Source organism: Nitrospirales bacterium, assembly GCA_031315865.1.
Lineage (GTDB): Bacteria > Nitrospirota > Nitrospiria > Nitrospirales > UBA8639 > JAGQKC01.
Genome location: JALDRJ010000002.1, coordinates 1,529,515 through 1,547,497 on the forward strand (window position 1 = coordinate 1,529,515; position 17,983 = coordinate 1,547,497).

A 17,983-nucleotide genomic window follows, 5' to 3' on the forward strand; every position below is an offset into this window, starting at 1 on the left:
CCACTCTAAGGCATCAAGTTTAGGGGTTTTGGACGAGTAAGTGCCCTCGGCGATTGAGTTGAAAGCACACTTCAGTCGTATCCGTACAAAAGGGTCTATCCTGTCCGTATGAAATGATCGCAACCCGGTCAGGAGTGATTCCCAACTCAACCAGATAGTCTCGAATGGCACCCGCTCGTTTTTTACCTAAGACGAGGTTGTAGGCTTGAGTTCCGCGAGAATCACAATGTCCCTCGACCAACAACTTTGAGGAAGCCTCACCCTGAAGCCATTCAGCCCCTTGTTCAAGGGCTTGCCGTCCCTCTGAAGTCAATGTCCAGCTGTCGAACTCGAAGAAGACATCACTCAGGCCTGCCGCGAGGGCTGCAGCTTCTTCTTCTTTCATCTCATCGAGTTGTTCGCGAAACGCGTCAGTCGGTTCGGCTTTGGCCACGGCGATATTCCCTGGAATTTGCTCGACAGGAAGAGTGGTCTCTTCATTCGCGTTGCCGAGGTCGAAAAGGTTGTCGGAAGTGGATTCATCTGGATTGGTAAACGCTACGAGCGGCGGGAGGTCTTCTGATGAGTCCGCGGCGCCTTGGCTCGGTTGGCTTGATGAATCGAGATTGGACAAGTTGGACCCCATCGCTGGACGAAAAGTCTCATCAAGGTTAGACGGTTCTTCTAAGGATTCCACCAAGGGAGGCAAGAACGGGGACTGAGATTGAGACTGAATGTCTTGCCCAGGAGCGCTAGGGTCGTTCGTGAGACCTTCGGGTGTTGCGGTTTGATCGTCGAGTTCTGCAAACAAATCGGTATTACTCGAGGAGTCGGAGGCGTGGGTTGACGGAAGTGTCGGATTATAGGTGAAGTCCAGCGGTTCCAGGTCCTCTGGGGACGAGTGTGCGCCATCATTGCCCAATCCGGACTCATCGAGTCCAGAGCCACCAAGGCCCGATTGATCTTCAGACGAGTCGGTGATCATCACCAGTTCTTCTTCTCCCGGCGCCCCCGACATCGTGGAAACGTGAAGATGTTTTTTCCCGCAACCGGCGTTTATCAAGATGAGCATTCCGATAATGAGTATGATCACTGATTTTTGATAAGCTGGACGCATAAGCTGTACTCCTTTTGCTGAAGATCGCTTCTGTGGCTGTAATGAAGTCATAAGGGAGACCATGACGGAGAACTATGGTGAGTGCCTTCCGATGTTAGTTGCTCGAGGTCAGTCCCATCACTATTAATGAGATAAATATCACTTTTCCCCCTTCGTATTGAGCTAAAGACAATATGCCGTCCGTTCGGTGACCATGATGGGGAATCATCAATGCTTTTTCCTGACGTAATCTGCACCTGACGGTTTCCATCAGGGGTTATACGGCATAGCTTAAACCCTTCTCCTGAAATTCTACACACAAATGCAATCCAATCGCCACGGGGAGACCATGTGGGAGCGGCATTGTAGTCTCCCTGATAAGTCAGTCGTCGAGAATTCGAGCCATCGGCGTCCATGATGTAAATCTGAGGTCGTCCTCCACGATCGGAGGTGAAAGCAATTTTTTTGCCGTCAGGAGACCAGGATGGAGAAAGATCTGCGCTACGATGGGACGTGATTTGCGTAATGGCCTTCGTGTCGAGATCCAATGTGTAAATATCCGAATTGCCTTCTTGTGCTGACGCATAACTGAGTTGTTTACCGTTAGGCGAAAAAACTGGAGTGATATTCAAGCTTGCCGGCTGAACCAATACAGTTTCTTCACCTGAGGCGAGAATGCGCTGAACAATTTGCTGCTTCCGCTGGCGATAAGCGGTATAGACGAGCGATTTGCGGTCTGGGGCCCAGGCAGGCATCAGGTTTAAAAACCCATCTGCGGTGACCTGTTGCGGGCCATAGCCATCATAGTCCATCACGAAAATCTCCCGTCCATTGCCCTCTTCAGAAACGTATGCAATTTTTGTTCTGGCGATGCCTGGCTCCCCGGTATATCGATAAACCAACTCATCAGCCCAACGATGGGCCATAAGCCGAACGAGCGGATCGGTGACCTTCAACGAAAAGTATCGCTTGCCCAAAAGAAATTCGTTGGTCCCAGAATCATGGGCGCAGGCGTCGAAGACAAGCCCCATTCCGCCATTATCAGTTCTCCCCACTCCGACCCGTCCCCATGTCGAGACGGTGACGCCCTGACTTGTGGCTTCATTCTCGTCTGCTGGCCCTACGCATTTGCTCTCTGCAAATTTGCCAGGCGTCGCTGGCAGATCGACAGGGGTAAAAATCTGTGATCGTTTGAGATCGGCTTTGAGAACGGGAACGACTGGTTCATGAAAGCGGGGAGAAGTCGACCCATTGGACGTTCCACTTCCGAATTGCCTTACCCAGATGGGGATTCGCTGAAAGTCGGGGCGCGAAGCCTCAAGAAGAGCATCTTGGGCGAACGAAAGTGGGGTGACCCATAATTTTCCCATGATCGATAAAGCTACGAGGAGTATGAAGCTGAGGAGCATTCGAGTCATGACAGAGACTCTCCTATTCTAAATTTATAAAGAAGATCGAGATAAGAAGAATCCAAATCTTTCGGGAATGGGGGCAATGGGCTAGCCGCGCGGACTGCGCGTTTTGCTGCAGCATCGTAATAGCCATTGCCAGAACTCTGCTGAATGCCCAAGTCGGTCACTTCTCCAGATGATAACACGCGAAACTTCAAGATCACTTGCGGATGATCTTCGGCGAGTGAAACGCGAGGAGCGACCCATTCTTGTTCTATTTTTGCTTCGATCAAGGCAAGGTAGCGGTTTTGGCCAGCGGAATTGCGGGCAGTACTTGATCCACTCCCGGAGGCTGCATCAGGAGCCGCCTGAACCTGGACTTGTAGGCGTTCTTTCAGAGACTCAATCGGAGCCACTTCCGGTATCGTCAGTTTGGCTAATTGCTCATCAATTTCGGATTTCAAGCTCTGAGCCCTCGATGTGTCGGCTTGCTTGAAGTTCTTTTGACGAGCAGTGGACGACTCTGAGGCTTGGGGTGGAGGCGTAACCTGTTGCGTCGGTTGTGATGGTTGCCGTTTGGTAATAGGCGTTTTTCGCAATTTGGGAATCTTCACGGTTCCCAGGACTTCCTTGAGTGAGTCGGCAAGGCGTTCTTGTTTCGGTGGCGGCTCTTGGACCGGTTGTCGTGAAGGCGTGACTCGTGCAAGTTGTGGGGCTTCAGGAGTCGGAAGTGCTTGAGTTGGTGGAACTGTTGATTCAGGAGTTTTGGGAGATATCTTGTTTATAGATTTTACCCTGGCTTTTGGCACCTTCACAGACTGAATTGATTTGCGAAGTGACTCTGATAGCTTTTCCGTTTGGGGGGTAGGGTCCTCTTTACGTCTTGTTCTTTTAAAGGGCTGTATGGACTTGAGTGTCGGTGCTTCGGGTGGAGCTTTAAGAGCTTGAAGCGCCTTGGCTGTCTCTTCCTGGACGCTCGGAGAAGGAAGTTTTGGCGTCGGAGTTGGTTTTGTGGTTGCCGCTTGTGGAGAAGGAGGAGGGGACTGGGGAGGCGGTGTGGGAATCGTGACGCGAGTTTGTGGTTCGAGACGCTGTGGACGGGCTAATTTAGGCGCAGACGTCGGGAGTTTGATATCTTCGAGCGCATTAGGGGTGTCTGGCTCGGTCGGCGAAGGAGTCAATGGTATAGGCGTCTGTTGCCGGTGAGCCGATAATTTCTCAGGAACAACCACAGACTTGACCGCACCGGCAAATGAATCGGATAGTCGCTCAGATGCCGCCTGTGTCGGCAATGGCGCAAGTTTTGGTTCAGCGGGTTGCGACTTAGGTGCCGGTGGAGGAGGGGGCGGTGGTGGAGCCTTGGGCACTGGTTGAGGAGGTGGCGGAGCCTTGGGCTTTGGAGGTGTGACCGGTTTTGCTTTTGGACGGCTTGCCTTCGCCTGCGACGTTACTCTTGCCTTGGTTTGGGGTTGTGACTTTGCCTGAGGAGTATCAAAATCCGATGGATTGACCAGGGAAACTTCGTAGGATTGTAGTGGTTGTTCGAGTGTGGGAGAAAATCGCAAGGTCGTCAAAAAGATAATGAGCAGGCCATGGATAGCCAATGATCCGAGCAACCACCGTCGCAGTGAGGTGGCCTCGTCTGACATACTCGACGATAGCCCCAATGAAATGAGATTGGCTGACTCTTCATGCGTCATTGTTGAGAGGAGAAATTATGAGGCCTTACTTGATCGTTTGTCCGTCAATCTTCTCGATTTTAGGGCCGGTGACCATCCCCAGTCGTTCAATCTTTGCCCCCTTGATCTCATCCATGACTTGGACGACGGTTCCATACGGGACGGTTTGGTCGGCTCGTAAGTAGACCGAAACGAGTGGGTCGGCAGCTTTGGCTTCACGCAGTTTGACGCCTAATTCAATCGGACTGATGGCTTCGTTACCTAAGAGCAGCGTTTGATCCGGTTTGACTGTGACCACCAGTCGCTCTTGAGCCTTAATATTGTTGGAGGTGGATGTCGGAAGTGTGATATCCAGGCCTCGATGGAGCATTGGAGCCGTCACCATGAAGATCACCAAGAGAACGAGTACGACGTCGACGAGTGGAATGACGTTGATCTCGGACAGAAATCGTTGGTCCTTGGATTGAGAGGTCATCGTCCAACCTCAGCTGTTTCCTTTGATGCGTGATTCAGTTCCTGGACGGAATTCAAAAATTCAATGCCGAAGGCTTCGACACGAAAGACCGTCTTTCTAATTTTAGCAAGGAAATAGTTGTAGGCAATGACGGCAGGAATAGCCGCGAATAATCCAGCCGCGGTGGCGATCAACGCTTCAGCAACTCCTGGAGCGACCGACGCGATACTTGCCGACCCTTGCACGCCTATCTCCCGAAAGGCGCTGATAATGCCCAAGACCGTACCCAGAAGCCCGATGAAGGGTGTGAGATTCCCCGTGGTCGCTAAAAACGGAAGATACGATTCTTGGTGGCTGATTTGGTTCTGAATGATGTGTTGGCTGACTTTTTCCAGATAGTCGCGTTCCGGGAACCGTTCGGGTTGAGCCTGCTCGAGTTGATGACTCGTGTCGAGGAGATCCGAAAACGACGGCAGGCGGTCGATAATTCCAAGATAGACAGCGGCGCTAGGACTCGCGTCGAGCTCTTGAGCCTGAAGGCGAAGCTCGTTGATTTGCTGTGGCCCTAATTCATAGGCACGCAGAAATTGCGTATCTTCTTCATCGATGACTCGGAACCGTCGCCACTTTTGCACGATGATCGCCCAGGACACGACGGAAAAGATCGCGAGTGTCAGCAGGATCACGATAGAGAGGGATCCGAGAGAACTGAACAATTCCATAGGATCTGCAAATAACATAATCAGTATCTTTGCCTCCTATCTTGCGATGGTCATTAATGAATCAAATGGGAAAACCTGAAATCACTCGGCAAGGTAGTCTCAAAATGTGGAATGGATGGCGGGGCCGACGGGATTTGAACCCGCGACTTCCAGATTGACAATCTGGCGTCCTAACCTGGCTGAACGACGGCCCCGTCTGCTCCTTGGCAGGGCAAATGCCCCTTCTTAATACGCCACTGAGGAAGAATTATGTGATACGCAGTCTACCTGAATAGTTGGGATGACGATATGTCGATCTCATGCACTAGCATCAACGAATGAAATTTTCGGCTGGTAGGCGGAACAGGGATCGAACCTGTGACCTCTGCCGTGTAAAGGCAGCGCTCTCCCAACTGAGCTATCCGCCTGAATAGAGACGCTGCTAGGGCAAATATCGTACGACTCCACAATTATATCAGTCACTAGGCCGTTGTCAACCAGATCGGTCAATGACTGATAAACATTGACATGAATCGTAAGGGCAAGTATAAGCACGGGTGGTGAGAAGTCGTTGGCTTGCAGCCACACAGGCTATATTTTAGACGTTTTTCGCGCCGGGAACAGAGTTCATGAGTTATAAAATTAAAACGCCCGCTCCTACCTCAAGCAGGGGGATAGACGAAACAGAATTGTTAAGTCGTAAAGATCACTTTCTATTCTTTGTCGAGCAGAATCGAACAGCTGTGCTCGGTGGACTCTTCTTGGCCATTCTTGTCGGGGTGGTCGGTGGATTGGTCATGTGGTTCGAACATCGACAAACTGAGGAGGCATGGGTCTTGGAAGGCCAGGCCCAAGCTCACTATCTGGATCGATCATTGGATGATGCGGAACAATCCAAAGCCAATGTAGGCAAGGCCGCTGGACTATTTCGTGAAATCCTGGCTGACTATCCCAGAACAACTCCGGCTCAGAGCGCACTCTATCTTTTGGGAAATAGCTTGGCAGAACAGGAAGACTATAAGGGAGCGATCGAAGCTTACCAACGTTTTATCGATCAATATGGGCGGAATTCCATGCTGCAAGGGCTTGTTCGTCAGCGGTTAGCTTATGCGTATTTATTTGATGGGGATAAAGAAAAAGCCTTTCAGGAGTTCTCGGATATCTTGTCGTTGCCACATGTCTTGAATAAAGATCAGGTTTTGTTCGAGCTCGCTAAACTGGAGGAAGCGGATGGTACGCTGGAGAAGGCCTTAGTTCGCTATAAGGACCTCGTGGATCAATTTCCGACTTCTCCCTATACCACGGAGGCTTCACTTCGCATACAGGTTTTGTCTCCGGAAGAAAGCCAGTCTGAGGCAACTGAGCCGGAAAAAGAAGAGTCGGAGGATCAGGAATCTATACAGAAAAAAGAGGAGAAGGGTGAACAATCAAATGAAAAATAAATACTCATGGAAGGAGGGACAATCTCAACGTCTCCAACCCTTATTGGCTAACCAATAACAGCTTTCCTACCCGAATCGCACTCGTCGTCAGATTATTCAAGAGTTTGAGGTCTGTGACGCTTACCCGAAACTGTTGGGCAATTTTCCAGAGGCTATCCCCTTGGCGAACCCGATACCATTTTGCCTCCCCGTTGGATGATTCTGGAGCTTTTGCCGTTTCTCTTACTCGCAGCTTGTCGCCGACATGAATAAGATGACTTGAGAGATTATTCAGTTTTTGCAGTTTCTGGGCGGTGGTCCCGAATTTGTTGGCGATTTCTGACAGGTTATCACCTTGCCTGACGGTATACCAGCTTGTGTTGTAATCAACTGGAGTTTCGTCGGCTCTGACGCGAAGACGTTGGCCGACACGGATGAGGTTTCCGGAAAGACCGTTCAGGCTCCGCAGTGTTCGGACCTTCATGCGAAATCGTCTCGCCACGACAGAAAGGCTATCCCCATAGCGGACGCGATACCATGTCGTTGGCGGGGGAGGCGGTTGGGTCCATGGCTGAATGAGGTCATGTTGTTGATGGACAGAGTGCCCCATACCTGTCGGCACTTTCAGGGGATATCCTTTCCGAACAGATGGGACGATGCTTCGTCGAAGTTCCGGGTTGAGTTCCCTGAGTGTCTCAAGAGAGATGCCAGCTGTTTTGGCGACAGCTTTGAGATGTACGCGCTTATGGATCAACACTTCGTCATAGGCATAGGGGGCAGTCGATTGGACGGAAAAGCCATGGTCAGAAGGATGTGAGCCAATCAGCGTTGCCGCGATAAATCGTGGCACATATTCCTTGGTTTCTCGTCGGATGTGCCATGTATTCCGGATTTTCCAGAAATCACGGGTCCCGGTTCGTCGAATGGCCCGGCTAATCTTTCCGCCGCCGGCGTTATATGCACCAAGAGCCAATGGCCAAGAACCGAATTGATCGTAGAGATCTCGAAGGTGGTGGGCCGCCGCGATCGTGGATTTGACCGGGTCACGTCGTTCATCAACGTACCACGTGACCTTCAGCCCATACATGCGACCCGTCGCTTTCATGAATTGCCAGGGACCCGATGCCCGGGCACGAGAGTAGGCACGCGGATTAAATCCACTCTCGACTAACGAGAGGTAGCCCAACTCCTTTGGCAGGCCGAATTCTTGAAAGATTTGTTCGACGAGCGGCTTATACTTCGCGTATCGATCAAGGTACCCTTGGAAGCGTTCTGGAATCCCCACGCGGAAATAGTCCAAATTGCGTTCCACGTGCCTGTTGAGCACAAGCGGCACGAAGCCGTACGGGTGGGTCAAGGCAGTCGGGGTATATGACTTACCCGGGTGAAATAACGGTTCATACCGCTGCAACGGGTTGGAAAAAACTTCCTGAAATGTATCCGGCGTATCAAGCTCAAACCGTCCCCATGGCTGAGGAGAGGTCCAGTGAACGACTGTCGGCAGGGAGAGAGTGATATCACGGGTAAGCTCGTCTTCTGTGTCACTTTCATCAAAAGGGCGCTCAACTAGCTCTTCCTGTTCTTGGTCCGTCAAAATCGTGTCGTCTTCTTGATCCGGCTCGACCGCGTCGAGCTGAGAAGCTGTGTCTTCGGAAAACGGTGATGAAGCCGCTGTTTCTTGTCGCGTCGAGGGAATCGGTAGTGGTTGACGATAATCTGAGTCCTCGACGACCGCCTCTTTGGCCATGCGATACGAGGGAAGCTCGAAGTTTCGGTCATCTTGCTCAGAATATCCCCAAATAGGGGCCAGCGGTTTTTGTGCGTGTGAGTTGAGATCGGAAACATGAGACGATGCGTTACTGGTGTCTGCGGAAGGCTGTCCGTAGGAGAGAGGGTGTGGTCCAACATTACACCACGCCACAACTAGAAGGCAGGAGACAGACAGGCGTCTCCACTTTGAGGTGCTTTTTAATAACTTCGGCATTTTAAAAGACTTTTCGGTAAATTCCTGCACAACTTTACACAGTACTAAGCATCTGAAAAATTGTCAATCTGAAGTAGAGCAATATGCCCAACCTGTATGTTTTCCGTGTGGTTAGAGCAAATATATATGGCCATGAGCGATGAGTCAGGTTGTGAGAAATTGTGCGCTTATAAATGAGGATTCACTGGTAATGCGAGTGTAAAGTATCGTTCTTTTTCTTCATGCAAGATTCTTTTACTGACAAGGAGCGCGATCACCTCCTTGAGCGAGATGATCGAATCATCCGGGTCTTTCCGTACCTGCTGTTGTACAGCCTGTCGGATCTGCTCAAAGGTCCGGGGCTGTTCGTTACAGTAATCGATGATGAACGCTGCCGGCTGGTCAAACCGCTCACTGGTCGGTGCGGGCTGTCTTCCATCATAGATAATCACGTAGCTGATGGCTTTGGAATAGAACAGAAAAGGGCGGTTTTCAGAAAAATACCTGGCCCTCCAATCATTCACTGCTTGGACCAATTCTCCGTACACGGTCTCGTCTACGTTCCAATCAGCTTCATATTCAAAGTCGTACGCGATTTTTGACAGATCGACTCTTTTTTCATCATACACGTACTCGTATGCCGGATCAGGACCAAGAATGCGTATCCCGTAGTCTTGTGGTCTCATGAAATACGGGCTGAATCGCTCGAGCCACAGTTTCCCAGTCGACTCAGGCGGTTGAAAGTGCAGGAGGGAGGGGATGAGATCACGTTGACGTTGATAGTCCTGATTCGTTTCGCGGGGAAACCCGAGCAGAATATTCCACGAAACGTCAACATTGTAATACCGGCTCCATTTGAGGCATTGAATGTTCTGGAGCGGGCTCACGCCTTTGTCCATTTCCTTGAGTTGCGCGGCGCTCATGCTTTCAATGCCGGGTTGCATGCATTTCACACCGCCTTGGGCCAAGGTTCGAATTTGTCGTTTCGTGAGATTGCTTTTGGTTTCCATGAACACGTCGAGATCCAAGTGCGCCTCCGCGAATTTGCCGAAGAGTCCATCGATATACTTCATGTCGATGATGTTGTCGACCATGCGAAACCTCGTGGTCTCATAGCGACTCGAAAGGTAGTCCAATTCGTCCGTGACCTGTTCAGGCGGTTTGGCGCGAAACGTCATGGCCTGGGCATTGAGCCCGCAAAACGTGCAATGATGTTTCTCCCCCCACCAGCAACCGCGTGATCCTTCGTAGAGGAGAATCCTGTTTAATCCTGTCGAGCCTTGTTGTTCAAGTTCAGCCAATTGCACGAAGTAATCGTCGTAGTCAGGCGGCCCCATGGCCGAAAAGCTGGAAAATAATCGGGTATTGTGGGTGAGGACGATGTCTCCATCCTTTCGATGGGCGACACCCGGCGGGATTGTGTCTTCCTTGCGGGTCAAGATCTGTTTGACCAGTGGCGGAAAGCTCTCTTCTCCTTCACCCACCACGACATAATCAATCCAGGGGAAGGCGCGAAAATGTTCAAGCCCCATTTCTCCGTCGAAGTTGGCCCCGCCAAAGACGATGCGAATGTGAGGGTACAGATCCTTGATGAGTTTGGCCATCGTCAGGCTGGCGACGTTTTGATCGAAGGTCGAGGTAAAACCCACGATGTCGTACTGGTCCCAGTCATAGACCGTCATAGACCGCGTTAAAAATTGCGGCGCGATTTTATACGCGATCTCTTCCAAATAGCCGACTGAACAATTGGCTTCGCGAGCGGTGTCTTCAAAGACCGGTTTAAAGTCTCTGGGATATTGAACATGTTTGGGATTGTCCCTGAACAGGATGGAAGAAAAGAGCCATTCTCCGATCAGGCCGCGCTTTTCGCACAAGATTTCATACAATGGCACGCCGATGACATGGGCAAATTCAAGATTGAGATGATACGTTTTGACGCCAATCCCCTGGGCTTTCAGCAAGGCCGAGAGGGTGCCCAATTGAATGGACGGAAACTTTGAATAGGTAAACGGCATCGTGACGAGGGCCACCTTCGTGCCGTAGGCTCGAAAGTCCACATCATCGGTATTTGATGCAGTCGATGTCCTCGGTGATGCCGTGGAGTCGACCTGAATCAATGACGGTCGATCGGCTAGGTCGATATCAGCCATTGGCCTGAAATTCACGATCGGCTTTCGCCGCCATGAAGAAGTCGCTTTCCGTCAGCCCGTTGATCTTATGGGTCCAGATTTCCACTGTACATTTTCCCCAGGCTAAATAGAGATCCGGATGATGTCCTTCCGCTTCCGCCACAGCCCCGACGCGATTGACGAAGGCTAAGGCCTCGGCAAAATTCTTGAACGTATAGAGGCGTTCAAGATGACCCTGCGCGTTTAATTCCCATCCTCCCTCCAATTGTCCTAACAGTTCCTGAACTTGCCCAGGTTCCAATGGTGGGACTCCACCCCGGCAGGGAATACAGGTTTTATCTGCGAGACTCATGATGTCGCCTCCTTAGTTGAAAAGTCTTATGAGGGCATGTTGAATAATGAAGTTATCAAGAGCCATATTCTGCCAGAAAAACGTTGTAATCCAGCAGGGTCGGGGCGGTTCAAAAAAGTCTTGGCTCATCTTCCGTGTTTCAGTCCTGTTGAACACTTCATCATGCGAGGGTAGGGGCCATTGGCAATGATCATGAGCAATGCGAGCCAAGCAGCAAGGCCACAGGCATGTTGACGCGCGGAGCGTACTGGCATTACGTGAGCACGGCAACATGGCGAGAACGCCGCTGACGGCTTTTTTCAACAGCCCCTATGAAACAAAGGGCAAATTATAGACGGGAGGAGCCTCTGTAGACAATTACAAGAGATTGCGTGCGATGAACGAGCCCCCTCGAACGGGGAATTGAGAGCAATTTGACGGATGAGGGGGCTGTGTACGTCTTAAAACAACAAATCAATAGCCTGTGTTCACGGGAAGAAGGGGGAGCCTATTCATGAAACCATCCATCGTAATATTTTCAATTTGCATAGTAGGAATGAGCTCAGCGCTTGCGATGGCGCAGGGAAACGAGGAACATTCAGAATTTGCCCGCAATGGGTTTTACATCGGCGGTGGGGGAATGTATGCCCTGGAGGAATTTAACGATACGGGAGTGTTGTCTTTCAAGGATTCCGAAGGGTTTAATTTTAGACTGGGCTACCGCTTTCATCCACATTTTGCGATTGAGGCCGAAGGCGAGCGAGTTATTGGTTTTGACCTCAAACAAGCCACCTTGGATATTGAGACATGGACGGCCACGTTGAATGCAAAGGTCTTTGCCCTTACCGGCCGCATTCAACCATTTGGACTCGTGGGAATCGGCGCTATGACGGCTACAGCGGATTCATCACTATTAAGGTCGAATATTACGGAAACCGGTATTGCCGCTCGTTTTGGAGGCGGGGCTGACTTTTACCTGACGCCCAATTGGCTCATCAATGCAGAAATCACCTATGTTGCCCCAGGCGGGGATGTTGATGATCTGGACTATGTGGCTCTGGGTGGAGGGATTCAATTTCGCTTTTAATAAAGATCGCCTTGGGGAGCCAAGGCGATCTCGCATTTAATTCTTTTTGGGTTTCTTGTCCTTCGCCTTGCTCTTTGTCTTCCCCTTCTTCTTGGCAGCCGGTTTCTTTTGGGCCGTGGCTTTTTCGGCGGCCTTGGCGCCTTGACCCTTGTTCAGATTCTTGGCGGCATCTTTCTTCGTGGTCTTCTTTGATTTTCCCTTCGCGTCTTTTTTCTCGTGACAATGTTTTTTGCCATTCTTGTGATTGACATGGCAGCCATCGGCATCTAAGCCGCCGGGATGCGAGAACCCTTGCGCCGGGAGAAAAGCGAAGAAGAGCAATGCGATGAGAAGGATGTTGAGTGGATGCATCGGATGGGGTTTCTTTTCACGCATGATAGTGAAGAGATCAGGAGGCGTTTCGGACAAAATAAAAATCACCGGAAAACGATGAAGATGTCCAAGGCGTTTGTTTGCCGTTAGTTTCGCGTTCAACTCCCTGTAAGACTCGTTTAAAGACTTGTTCGATCGAGAGATTCGGCGTGACCATGTTTTGGAGAAGATGTTTGGTGTACAGTCCGTTGCTTTCATCTCCATCACTCGCCACATTTCCCGGGCTCGTGGCGTAGGCGATGAGGGTGCCTTGAGGCGCCGCATCCCTCACGACGGCTAAGCCCCGCGTACTCGATCGAAAGCTTCGAGCGAACGGATTATCTCGACAGGCGTCGAGGATGATGACGTTAAACCCGTTTCTCGCTTCTCCCATTTTCCCCAGTATCTGTCCCACGTGTACGCCCCTGTACCGGACGTCACTTTCAGATTCAATGCGAGCACGAACCGGGATAAGGTAGTTCTCCCCGTCAACCTGCACGCCATGTCCTGCGTAATAAAACAATCCTACGCCACCAAGGTACAAGGATCTTCCAAACTCACTGATGGCTGTTTCCATCTGTTCTTGTGTGGCGTCAATGGATAAGGTGACGTGAAACCCAAGTTGTTCCAGTGTTCTGGCGATGTCCTGTGCATCGTTAGCGGGATTACGAAGGACGCCGACATCATAGTGACTGTTTCCGATGACGAGAGCCGTACGCTTTTGCGTCGTCGTATTTCTTGCCGCAGCGGCTGTGCTGACGGGGGCTGAAACGGAAGTTGGCGGCGTCTCGGAGGCAGGGGAAATGGTGTGGATCGTCACTTGAAGCGAACCCGTATTGTCAGACAAATACCCAAAGGGATCGTTGATGGCCAAGTATAACAGGCCTTGTTCAGTCGCCTGAAATTCTCGCTCGTTCCCAATCTCGAATGGTTTCCCGTTCTCGCCAATCTTGGCCATTAAGGCGCTGGATGTGATCCATGGGACCTCTTTGCCTGCCTTGGGATTTCCCTCGGGACCGCTCCAAATATTCAAAGCCGGCCAAGGGCTCCATTTTCCCATCGCCAGGATTTTGACCTTGGAGTTTTCTTGCAGTTCAACGCCCGAAGGTTGCCAGGCTTTGTTGGCTTCGACGGTTACCGTCTGTGTGGCGGCATGGGCCGAATCCAGCCCGCGATAGGCGATGTAATTGACCCTAGCTCCGTCATACGACTTCGATGGAGAGAACACACATCCTGTCATGAGCACCATGTGGAGGATGAGCAGGAAGAATAAACACGATCGAGTGTAACGGGGCTCGTGTATCCGGGGCTTCACGGTCGTGATCATCAATGCAGGGAGCGCAGGGAAAATAGGTTGTCAGGGAATAGAGACAAGATCACTTTCACAGTGATAACGATACCAGAAGAAGGGCCTAAAGGAAATTTTTCTGGAAGACGAAGACGTGATCAAGAAAATCTCATCGCATCAGGAAGAAACCGTGAAAAGATTATGCATGATTGTCACATGGGCTCCACGCTAGATAGTTGGTGGCGTCCCCATGCAATCCCGTTCGTAATCCGTGAGGATATCCGTTTGGTTACCGGACGGATGATAATTCCCAGCCAATCCATCCAGGACAACGTCAAGATGGTTGAGGTTGAACTGGGCAATCGTTTTGAACAAGGGGTCGGGAGAAGTTGCGATAGAAGGCAGTTGTTCATTCATATCATTGCGGGAAAGTTCTGAAAGCATCCATCCCAATGGCAACGGTCGCTTGAACTCACACAGTTGAAAATGAGCGAACGAGCCGATGGTGTGGCTCCCGGTGTTTTGCATGCTGAGTCCGAGCTCGGCGCGTTGCCCAAGTTCCTCCCGGGCCTGATACCCCCTCGCGGGCCGTACGTTCAGCAATGCCCATACGGGTGAGAGAATTTCAGGTAACACTGCGCGGGAACCGGTGAATTCCCGACGCGTTCGTGTTTTGTGTTTGAGGGGATCATTGCTGATATGGATCACGATAGGGTGAACGGAGAGGTTTTTTTCGGACGCCACTCTTCGAATAGCCAAAAGAATTTCATCAGTGGTGACGGCTCCGGAGTTCTCAAAATACCCGCCATCGACCACGCGAATGACTTCTGGTTGTGACGTGGGGTCATTGGGGGGAAGATCTTGCCGAAAGATCGTGCCGGCAGGGCTTACGTACGTAAACCGCGCACTCATGTGGACGGCGGTGCTTAACGGAACTTTCCCTCCGATGACGGCAGGTCCGTCCAGGGCGTTATTGAAGTAATCTTGAAATGTTGAGATGTCCTGAAGCGTTTTGGGGGCATTGGGTTGGGTGCTTTGAAGTGTCGCGAACGGGAGCGGGTGCATGATGATTCGCTGACCTGTTTCCACGACGGTACTGTTTAAAAAGAGTAATGGAACGCTGAAGTGTTCTTGGTCCCAGAGATTGTCGAATGGTTCGGCAAAGCGAGTTGATCCGGTACAATCGAACCATGCTCGTTCCCAGGCTTTTTCCAACGCTAACGCACGATCGTCCAGGATGCCCACGGGTAAGAACCGTTGAAACATGTCCGGAAAGAGCAGGACCCCGACGGTTGGAGACAAAAAATCCTGGCTGAGAATCGTTTGAGCGGATGGCCGAATCGGATTTCCGGGGCGTACGCCGCATGTTGATGGTGCTGTGGACTGTGGCTCTTCATGCTGTTCTTTAATCAACCCGGCAAACACGGCGCCGCCCAGGCTTCCTCCCGAGACGCCGCTGATTGAGAATACGTGTCGAGCAAAATCGAGTGGAATCTGACCTTGACGGATGAGTTCCTGGCTTCGATCCTGTAGCTCGGCGAGAACATTGGCCGTCCAGTAGGCCGCTCGAATTCCCCCGCCTTCCGTTGAGACTAAAATGACGGGAATGGGCCCATCATGACCGGGGAGGTTGTGCCGTCCTGCTCGCCACTGCTGTTCCAGATTCTTGAACCACGGCAAGAAGTACTTCTCAAACGGATCTTCTTCTTTCGCGCCTCGAGGGATAATGCCCTTCGTGTAAGAAAACACGGCGGCGAGGAGAGCCTTGGGCATTTCGGTCCAGCTTTTTTGCTGTTCCTGGTAGGGCCGCATGGTCATGGTTTGGCGAACACGATGATTGTCGTTGAATAAACTCCATCCGATCACCCAAAGAATGATGAAGCCAATGACGGGGACTCGATATCGATTGCCTAAATAGACAAGTCCTCCCCCCATCGCGACGAGTGTCGTGGCCCAGAGCATCAGGATTCCCGCAGTCCCGATCCAGGGGCCGATGGAGCCATGATCGATATAAAATAAGAAAAAGGACGATACGCTGGCGATCATGGCTATGAGAAACCAGACACGGGGTCCTCGAGGAAGGTCGCTCAAGGATGAAATGACTTGCGTCTTGTCTTCAAGCCGATCATATAAATGAAAATGTTGGAGACAGGGGTAGATCACGAGGACGACAAAAATTCCAAGGATGGGTAATAAGACCGCCATCGCGATGAGCTGAATGCTTGGAGCTTCGGTCCAAGACTCGTAACTGCCTGCCGCTTTGGTAAGCGCTAACATCACCATCACGATGATGATGGGCCCAAGCCATTGGGTAACGAGTAGCTTAATGCCTTCAAAGGACTCAGCATTGTGCGTGGGGGTCTCGCCTGATTCCGAAGGGAACGTAAACGCGAACATCACTCGAGCGAAGTACCACGCCGTGAGGGCAAAGGACAGAGTGAAAAGCAAAAAAGAAAGCTTGGGAAGGGCGTTGCGATACCACGGGTCGACTTCCACGAGCGCCCGGAGGACGTCTTGTCCTTGATCCGTGTGCAGGGCGAAGATGCAGGCCGCGCCTAAGATGATGTTGAACCTGATTAACGTGAGTGCGCGAAAGACCTGACGTACGGCATCCCATTTCCTTTGGAGCCATGAGTTCTGCATGACGACATCCTCCATGAACGCTGTTCCATTTCTTGAGAAGTCAGTCGAGCATTACACTCTTTTTGTTCGAATCTTTCAAGCGACGACTCCACTGAATCTTGCAAAGGCTGTTCATGGTTGAATCCACATATCTATGGATCGCGTATGATCCCACTGAGTTTGTGGGGCAATGTTGGAAGTGATGGCGTGTGTTGAATAAAACGTCGAGGCGGTTTTTTCGATGGACCCTTGTTGACAATTGGTTTTCGCCCTAGGTAGACATGGATGCTCCCGTCCTTTGTACAGGGAGGCAAATCGGTGCATAAAGTACCCGAGAGTCGTGTGAGGCGATGTGAAGAATATTTTTCATCCGTTCATCTGTGGAGTGATCGTATGCCAGTGAATATGCTCAAGAAAAAGGGGGCCAAAATGAGCCTCCACGAAGCGCAAGAACGAATTAAAAAGCTCAAGAATTTGATGAAAAGCAGCAATCCGCATGAATCGGCGTTAGCCGAGGCGCGGCTGAAAGTGTTCAATATTCGGGAAGCTCGCTATCCCAAGCGCGAGGCCAAGCCTTCCGCCCCTCCTTCCGATGGTGGGCTCAGGTATACGTCGAACGAGATTGAAGTGCTCGATGAGGTGCCGGAACGGCCTCATCACGAGCTGGGGATGGTGGAGGTTGAACAGCCGTCCGATCAGAAGAAAATCAACTGGGATGCCATGCATGCGGACCTGCGGGAACGCGCCAAGCAGATTGGTGCTGATGTCCTGGTGAATATTCAACTCAAAGGCACCGTCAAACAGCGTATCCTCTGCGCGACCGCACTTCGCTACCTGACTCCTGTGGAGATCGAGGCCATTAAGCTTCAGACCAAGTATGAGGACGATGAAAAAGCGTACTACGAGGAACAAAAAGAACGCCGTGACGAAGCCAATGCCCCGCCCATCGATTAATGTGTAGGTTGTTGCTCGTCTCTCGTATCTTGCGAGAGTAACGCGACTCTCGCTCATCACTCGTCGTCATCCAAGATGCATCGGTCTGTATGATCCTGGTTAAGATCCCGGCCAGAGTTACCGATGTAGAGCTTCAAGAAAGGAAGGTAGACGATGAGTCAAATTTCTGCATTAGTCGCGGCCAATTCTCTTCCCCAACTGGCGCTTCCACTCATTGAGGCCGCCGGACAAGCCAACGCAGGAGCGGCCCAACTGCAATCCCCCCAAGCCAAGCCTCAGGATACGGTCACTATCTCGCCGGAGGCTGCCGCTCTTCAGGGAACGGAATAGCCTTTGTCATCCGGGAGAGGGACGGTCGTCTCTCTCGTTACCTCTGCTTGTCTAGAATATTTCCTTCACCTACCATACATAGAATACCCTCTTATTTTCAGCTCAGGATTTCAGCTCAAATAAAGCGGCTTGCCCGCGCATAAAGCCATTTTGTATCCTTATTCTCACGTAAGGGAATTGAGTCTATTGTGTTTAGGTTTTTTGAGC

The 17,983-nt window shown here is 51.2% G+C and carries 15 protein-coding genes and 2 tRNA genes; 4 read left to right on the plus strand and 13 right to left on the minus strand.

Translation table 11 applies throughout. The features are described from left to right. Positions 1–19 precede the first annotated feature (19 nt). The 7 genes from MRJ96_07060 to MRJ96_07090 form a co-directional block, all read right to left on the minus strand. A complete protein-coding gene (locus MRJ96_07060) occupies positions 20–1,096 on the minus strand; it encodes an OmpA family protein (protein MDR4501192.1) in 1,077 nt (358 codons plus the stop codon). A gap of 47 nt (positions 1,097–1,143) precedes the next feature. Next, positions 1,144–2,493 carry a Tol-Pal system beta propeller repeat protein TolB gene (gene tolB / locus MRJ96_07065; protein MDR4501193.1) on the minus strand — a complete coding sequence of 450 codons (1,350 nt, stop codon included), beginning with the start codon at positions 2,491–2,493 and terminating at the stop codon, positions 1,144–1,146. Next, positions 2,490–4,115 carry a TonB family protein gene (locus MRJ96_07070; protein ID MDR4501194.1) on the minus strand — a complete coding sequence of 542 codons (1,626 nt, stop codon included), beginning with the start codon at positions 4,113–4,115 and terminating at the stop codon, positions 2,490–2,492. The genes tolB and MRJ96_07070 overlap by 4 nt, the downstream gene beginning before the upstream one ends. A 76-nt stretch (positions 4,116–4,191) precedes the next feature. After that, the gene (locus MRJ96_07075; GenBank protein MDR4501195.1) at positions 4,192–4,620 is read right to left on the minus strand and encodes a biopolymer transporter ExbD; all 429 of its coding nucleotides are present in this window, start codon (positions 4,618–4,620) and stop codon (positions 4,192–4,194) included. Beyond that, positions 4,617–5,339 carry a MotA/TolQ/ExbB proton channel family protein gene (locus MRJ96_07080; protein ID MDR4501196.1) on the minus strand — a complete coding sequence of 241 codons (723 nt, stop codon included), beginning with the start codon at positions 5,337–5,339 and terminating at the stop codon, positions 4,617–4,619. The genes MRJ96_07075 and MRJ96_07080 overlap by 4 nt, the downstream gene beginning before the upstream one ends. 98 nt (positions 5,340–5,437) lie before the next feature. After that, positions 5,438–5,515: transfer RNA gene (locus tag MRJ96_07085), tRNA-Asp, on the minus strand. A gap of 137 nt (positions 5,516–5,652) precedes the next feature. Then, a tRNA-Val gene (locus tag MRJ96_07090) sits at positions 5,653–5,728 on the minus strand. Between the two features lie 201 nt (positions 5,729–5,929). Here MRJ96_07090 and MRJ96_07095 point away from each other — a divergent pair. After that, positions 5,930–6,742 (plus strand): tetratricopeptide repeat protein, encoded by an 813-nt coding sequence (locus tag MRJ96_07095; GenBank protein ID MDR4501197.1) that lies wholly within the window; start codon positions 5,930–5,932, stop codon positions 6,740–6,742. 40 nt (positions 6,743–6,782) lie between these two features. Here MRJ96_07095 and MRJ96_07100 read toward each other — a convergent pair whose 3' ends face one another. The 3 genes from MRJ96_07100 to MRJ96_07110 all read right to left on the minus strand — a co-directional run bounded on the left by MRJ96_07100 (position 6,783) and on the right by MRJ96_07110 (position 11,165). Then, a complete protein-coding gene (locus MRJ96_07100) occupies positions 6,783–8,705 on the minus strand; it encodes a LysM peptidoglycan-binding domain-containing protein (GenBank protein MDR4501198.1) in 1,923 nt (640 codons plus the stop codon). Between the two features lie 167 nt (positions 8,706–8,872). Further along, entirely contained in the window at positions 8,873–10,834 is a 1,962-nt protein-coding gene (locus tag MRJ96_07105; protein MDR4501199.1) for a RiPP maturation radical SAM C-methyltransferase, read from the minus strand. Further along, entirely contained in the window at positions 10,827–11,165 is a 339-nt protein-coding gene (locus MRJ96_07110) for a 4a-hydroxytetrahydrobiopterin dehydratase (protein ID MDR4501200.1), read from the minus strand. The genes MRJ96_07105 and MRJ96_07110 overlap by 8 nt, the downstream gene beginning before the upstream one ends. A gap of 493 nt (positions 11,166–11,658) precedes the next feature. On the opposite strand from MRJ96_07110, the gene MRJ96_07115 reads away from it, so the two are divergent. Then, positions 11,659–12,231 (plus strand): porin family protein, encoded by a 573-nt coding sequence (locus MRJ96_07115; GenBank protein ID MDR4501201.1) that lies wholly within the window; start codon positions 11,659–11,661, stop codon positions 12,229–12,231. A 36-nt stretch (positions 12,232–12,267) separates the two neighbouring features. Here MRJ96_07115 and MRJ96_07120 read toward each other — a convergent pair whose 3' ends face one another. The 3 genes from MRJ96_07120 to MRJ96_07130 form a co-directional block, all read right to left on the minus strand. Then, entirely contained in the window at positions 12,268–12,582 is a 315-nt protein-coding gene (locus MRJ96_07120) for a YHYH domain-containing protein (GenBank protein MDR4501202.1), read from the minus strand. A gap of 37 nt (positions 12,583–12,619) precedes the next feature. Further along, positions 12,620–13,897: a caspase family protein gene (locus MRJ96_07125; GenBank protein ID MDR4501203.1), complete on the minus strand. Its 1,278-nt coding sequence runs from the start codon at positions 13,895–13,897 to the stop codon at positions 12,620–12,622. Positions 13,898–14,098: 201 nt separating this feature from the next. Further along, a complete protein-coding gene (locus MRJ96_07130) occupies positions 14,099–16,513 on the minus strand; it encodes a hypothetical protein (GenBank protein ID MDR4501204.1) in 2,415 nt (804 codons plus the stop codon). 297 nt (positions 16,514–16,810) lie between these two features. Between MRJ96_07130 and MRJ96_07135 the strand changes: the two genes are divergently transcribed. Both MRJ96_07135 and MRJ96_07140 read left to right on the plus strand, forming a co-directional pair. Beyond that, positions 16,811–17,446 (plus strand): hypothetical protein, encoded by a 636-nt coding sequence (locus tag MRJ96_07135; protein ID MDR4501205.1) that lies wholly within the window; start codon positions 16,811–16,813, stop codon positions 17,444–17,446. 153 nt (positions 17,447–17,599) lie between these two features. Next, positions 17,600–17,776 (plus strand): hypothetical protein, encoded by a 177-nt coding sequence (locus tag MRJ96_07140; GenBank protein ID MDR4501206.1) that lies wholly within the window; start codon positions 17,600–17,602, stop codon positions 17,774–17,776. Positions 17,777–17,983: the final 207 nt, after the last annotated feature.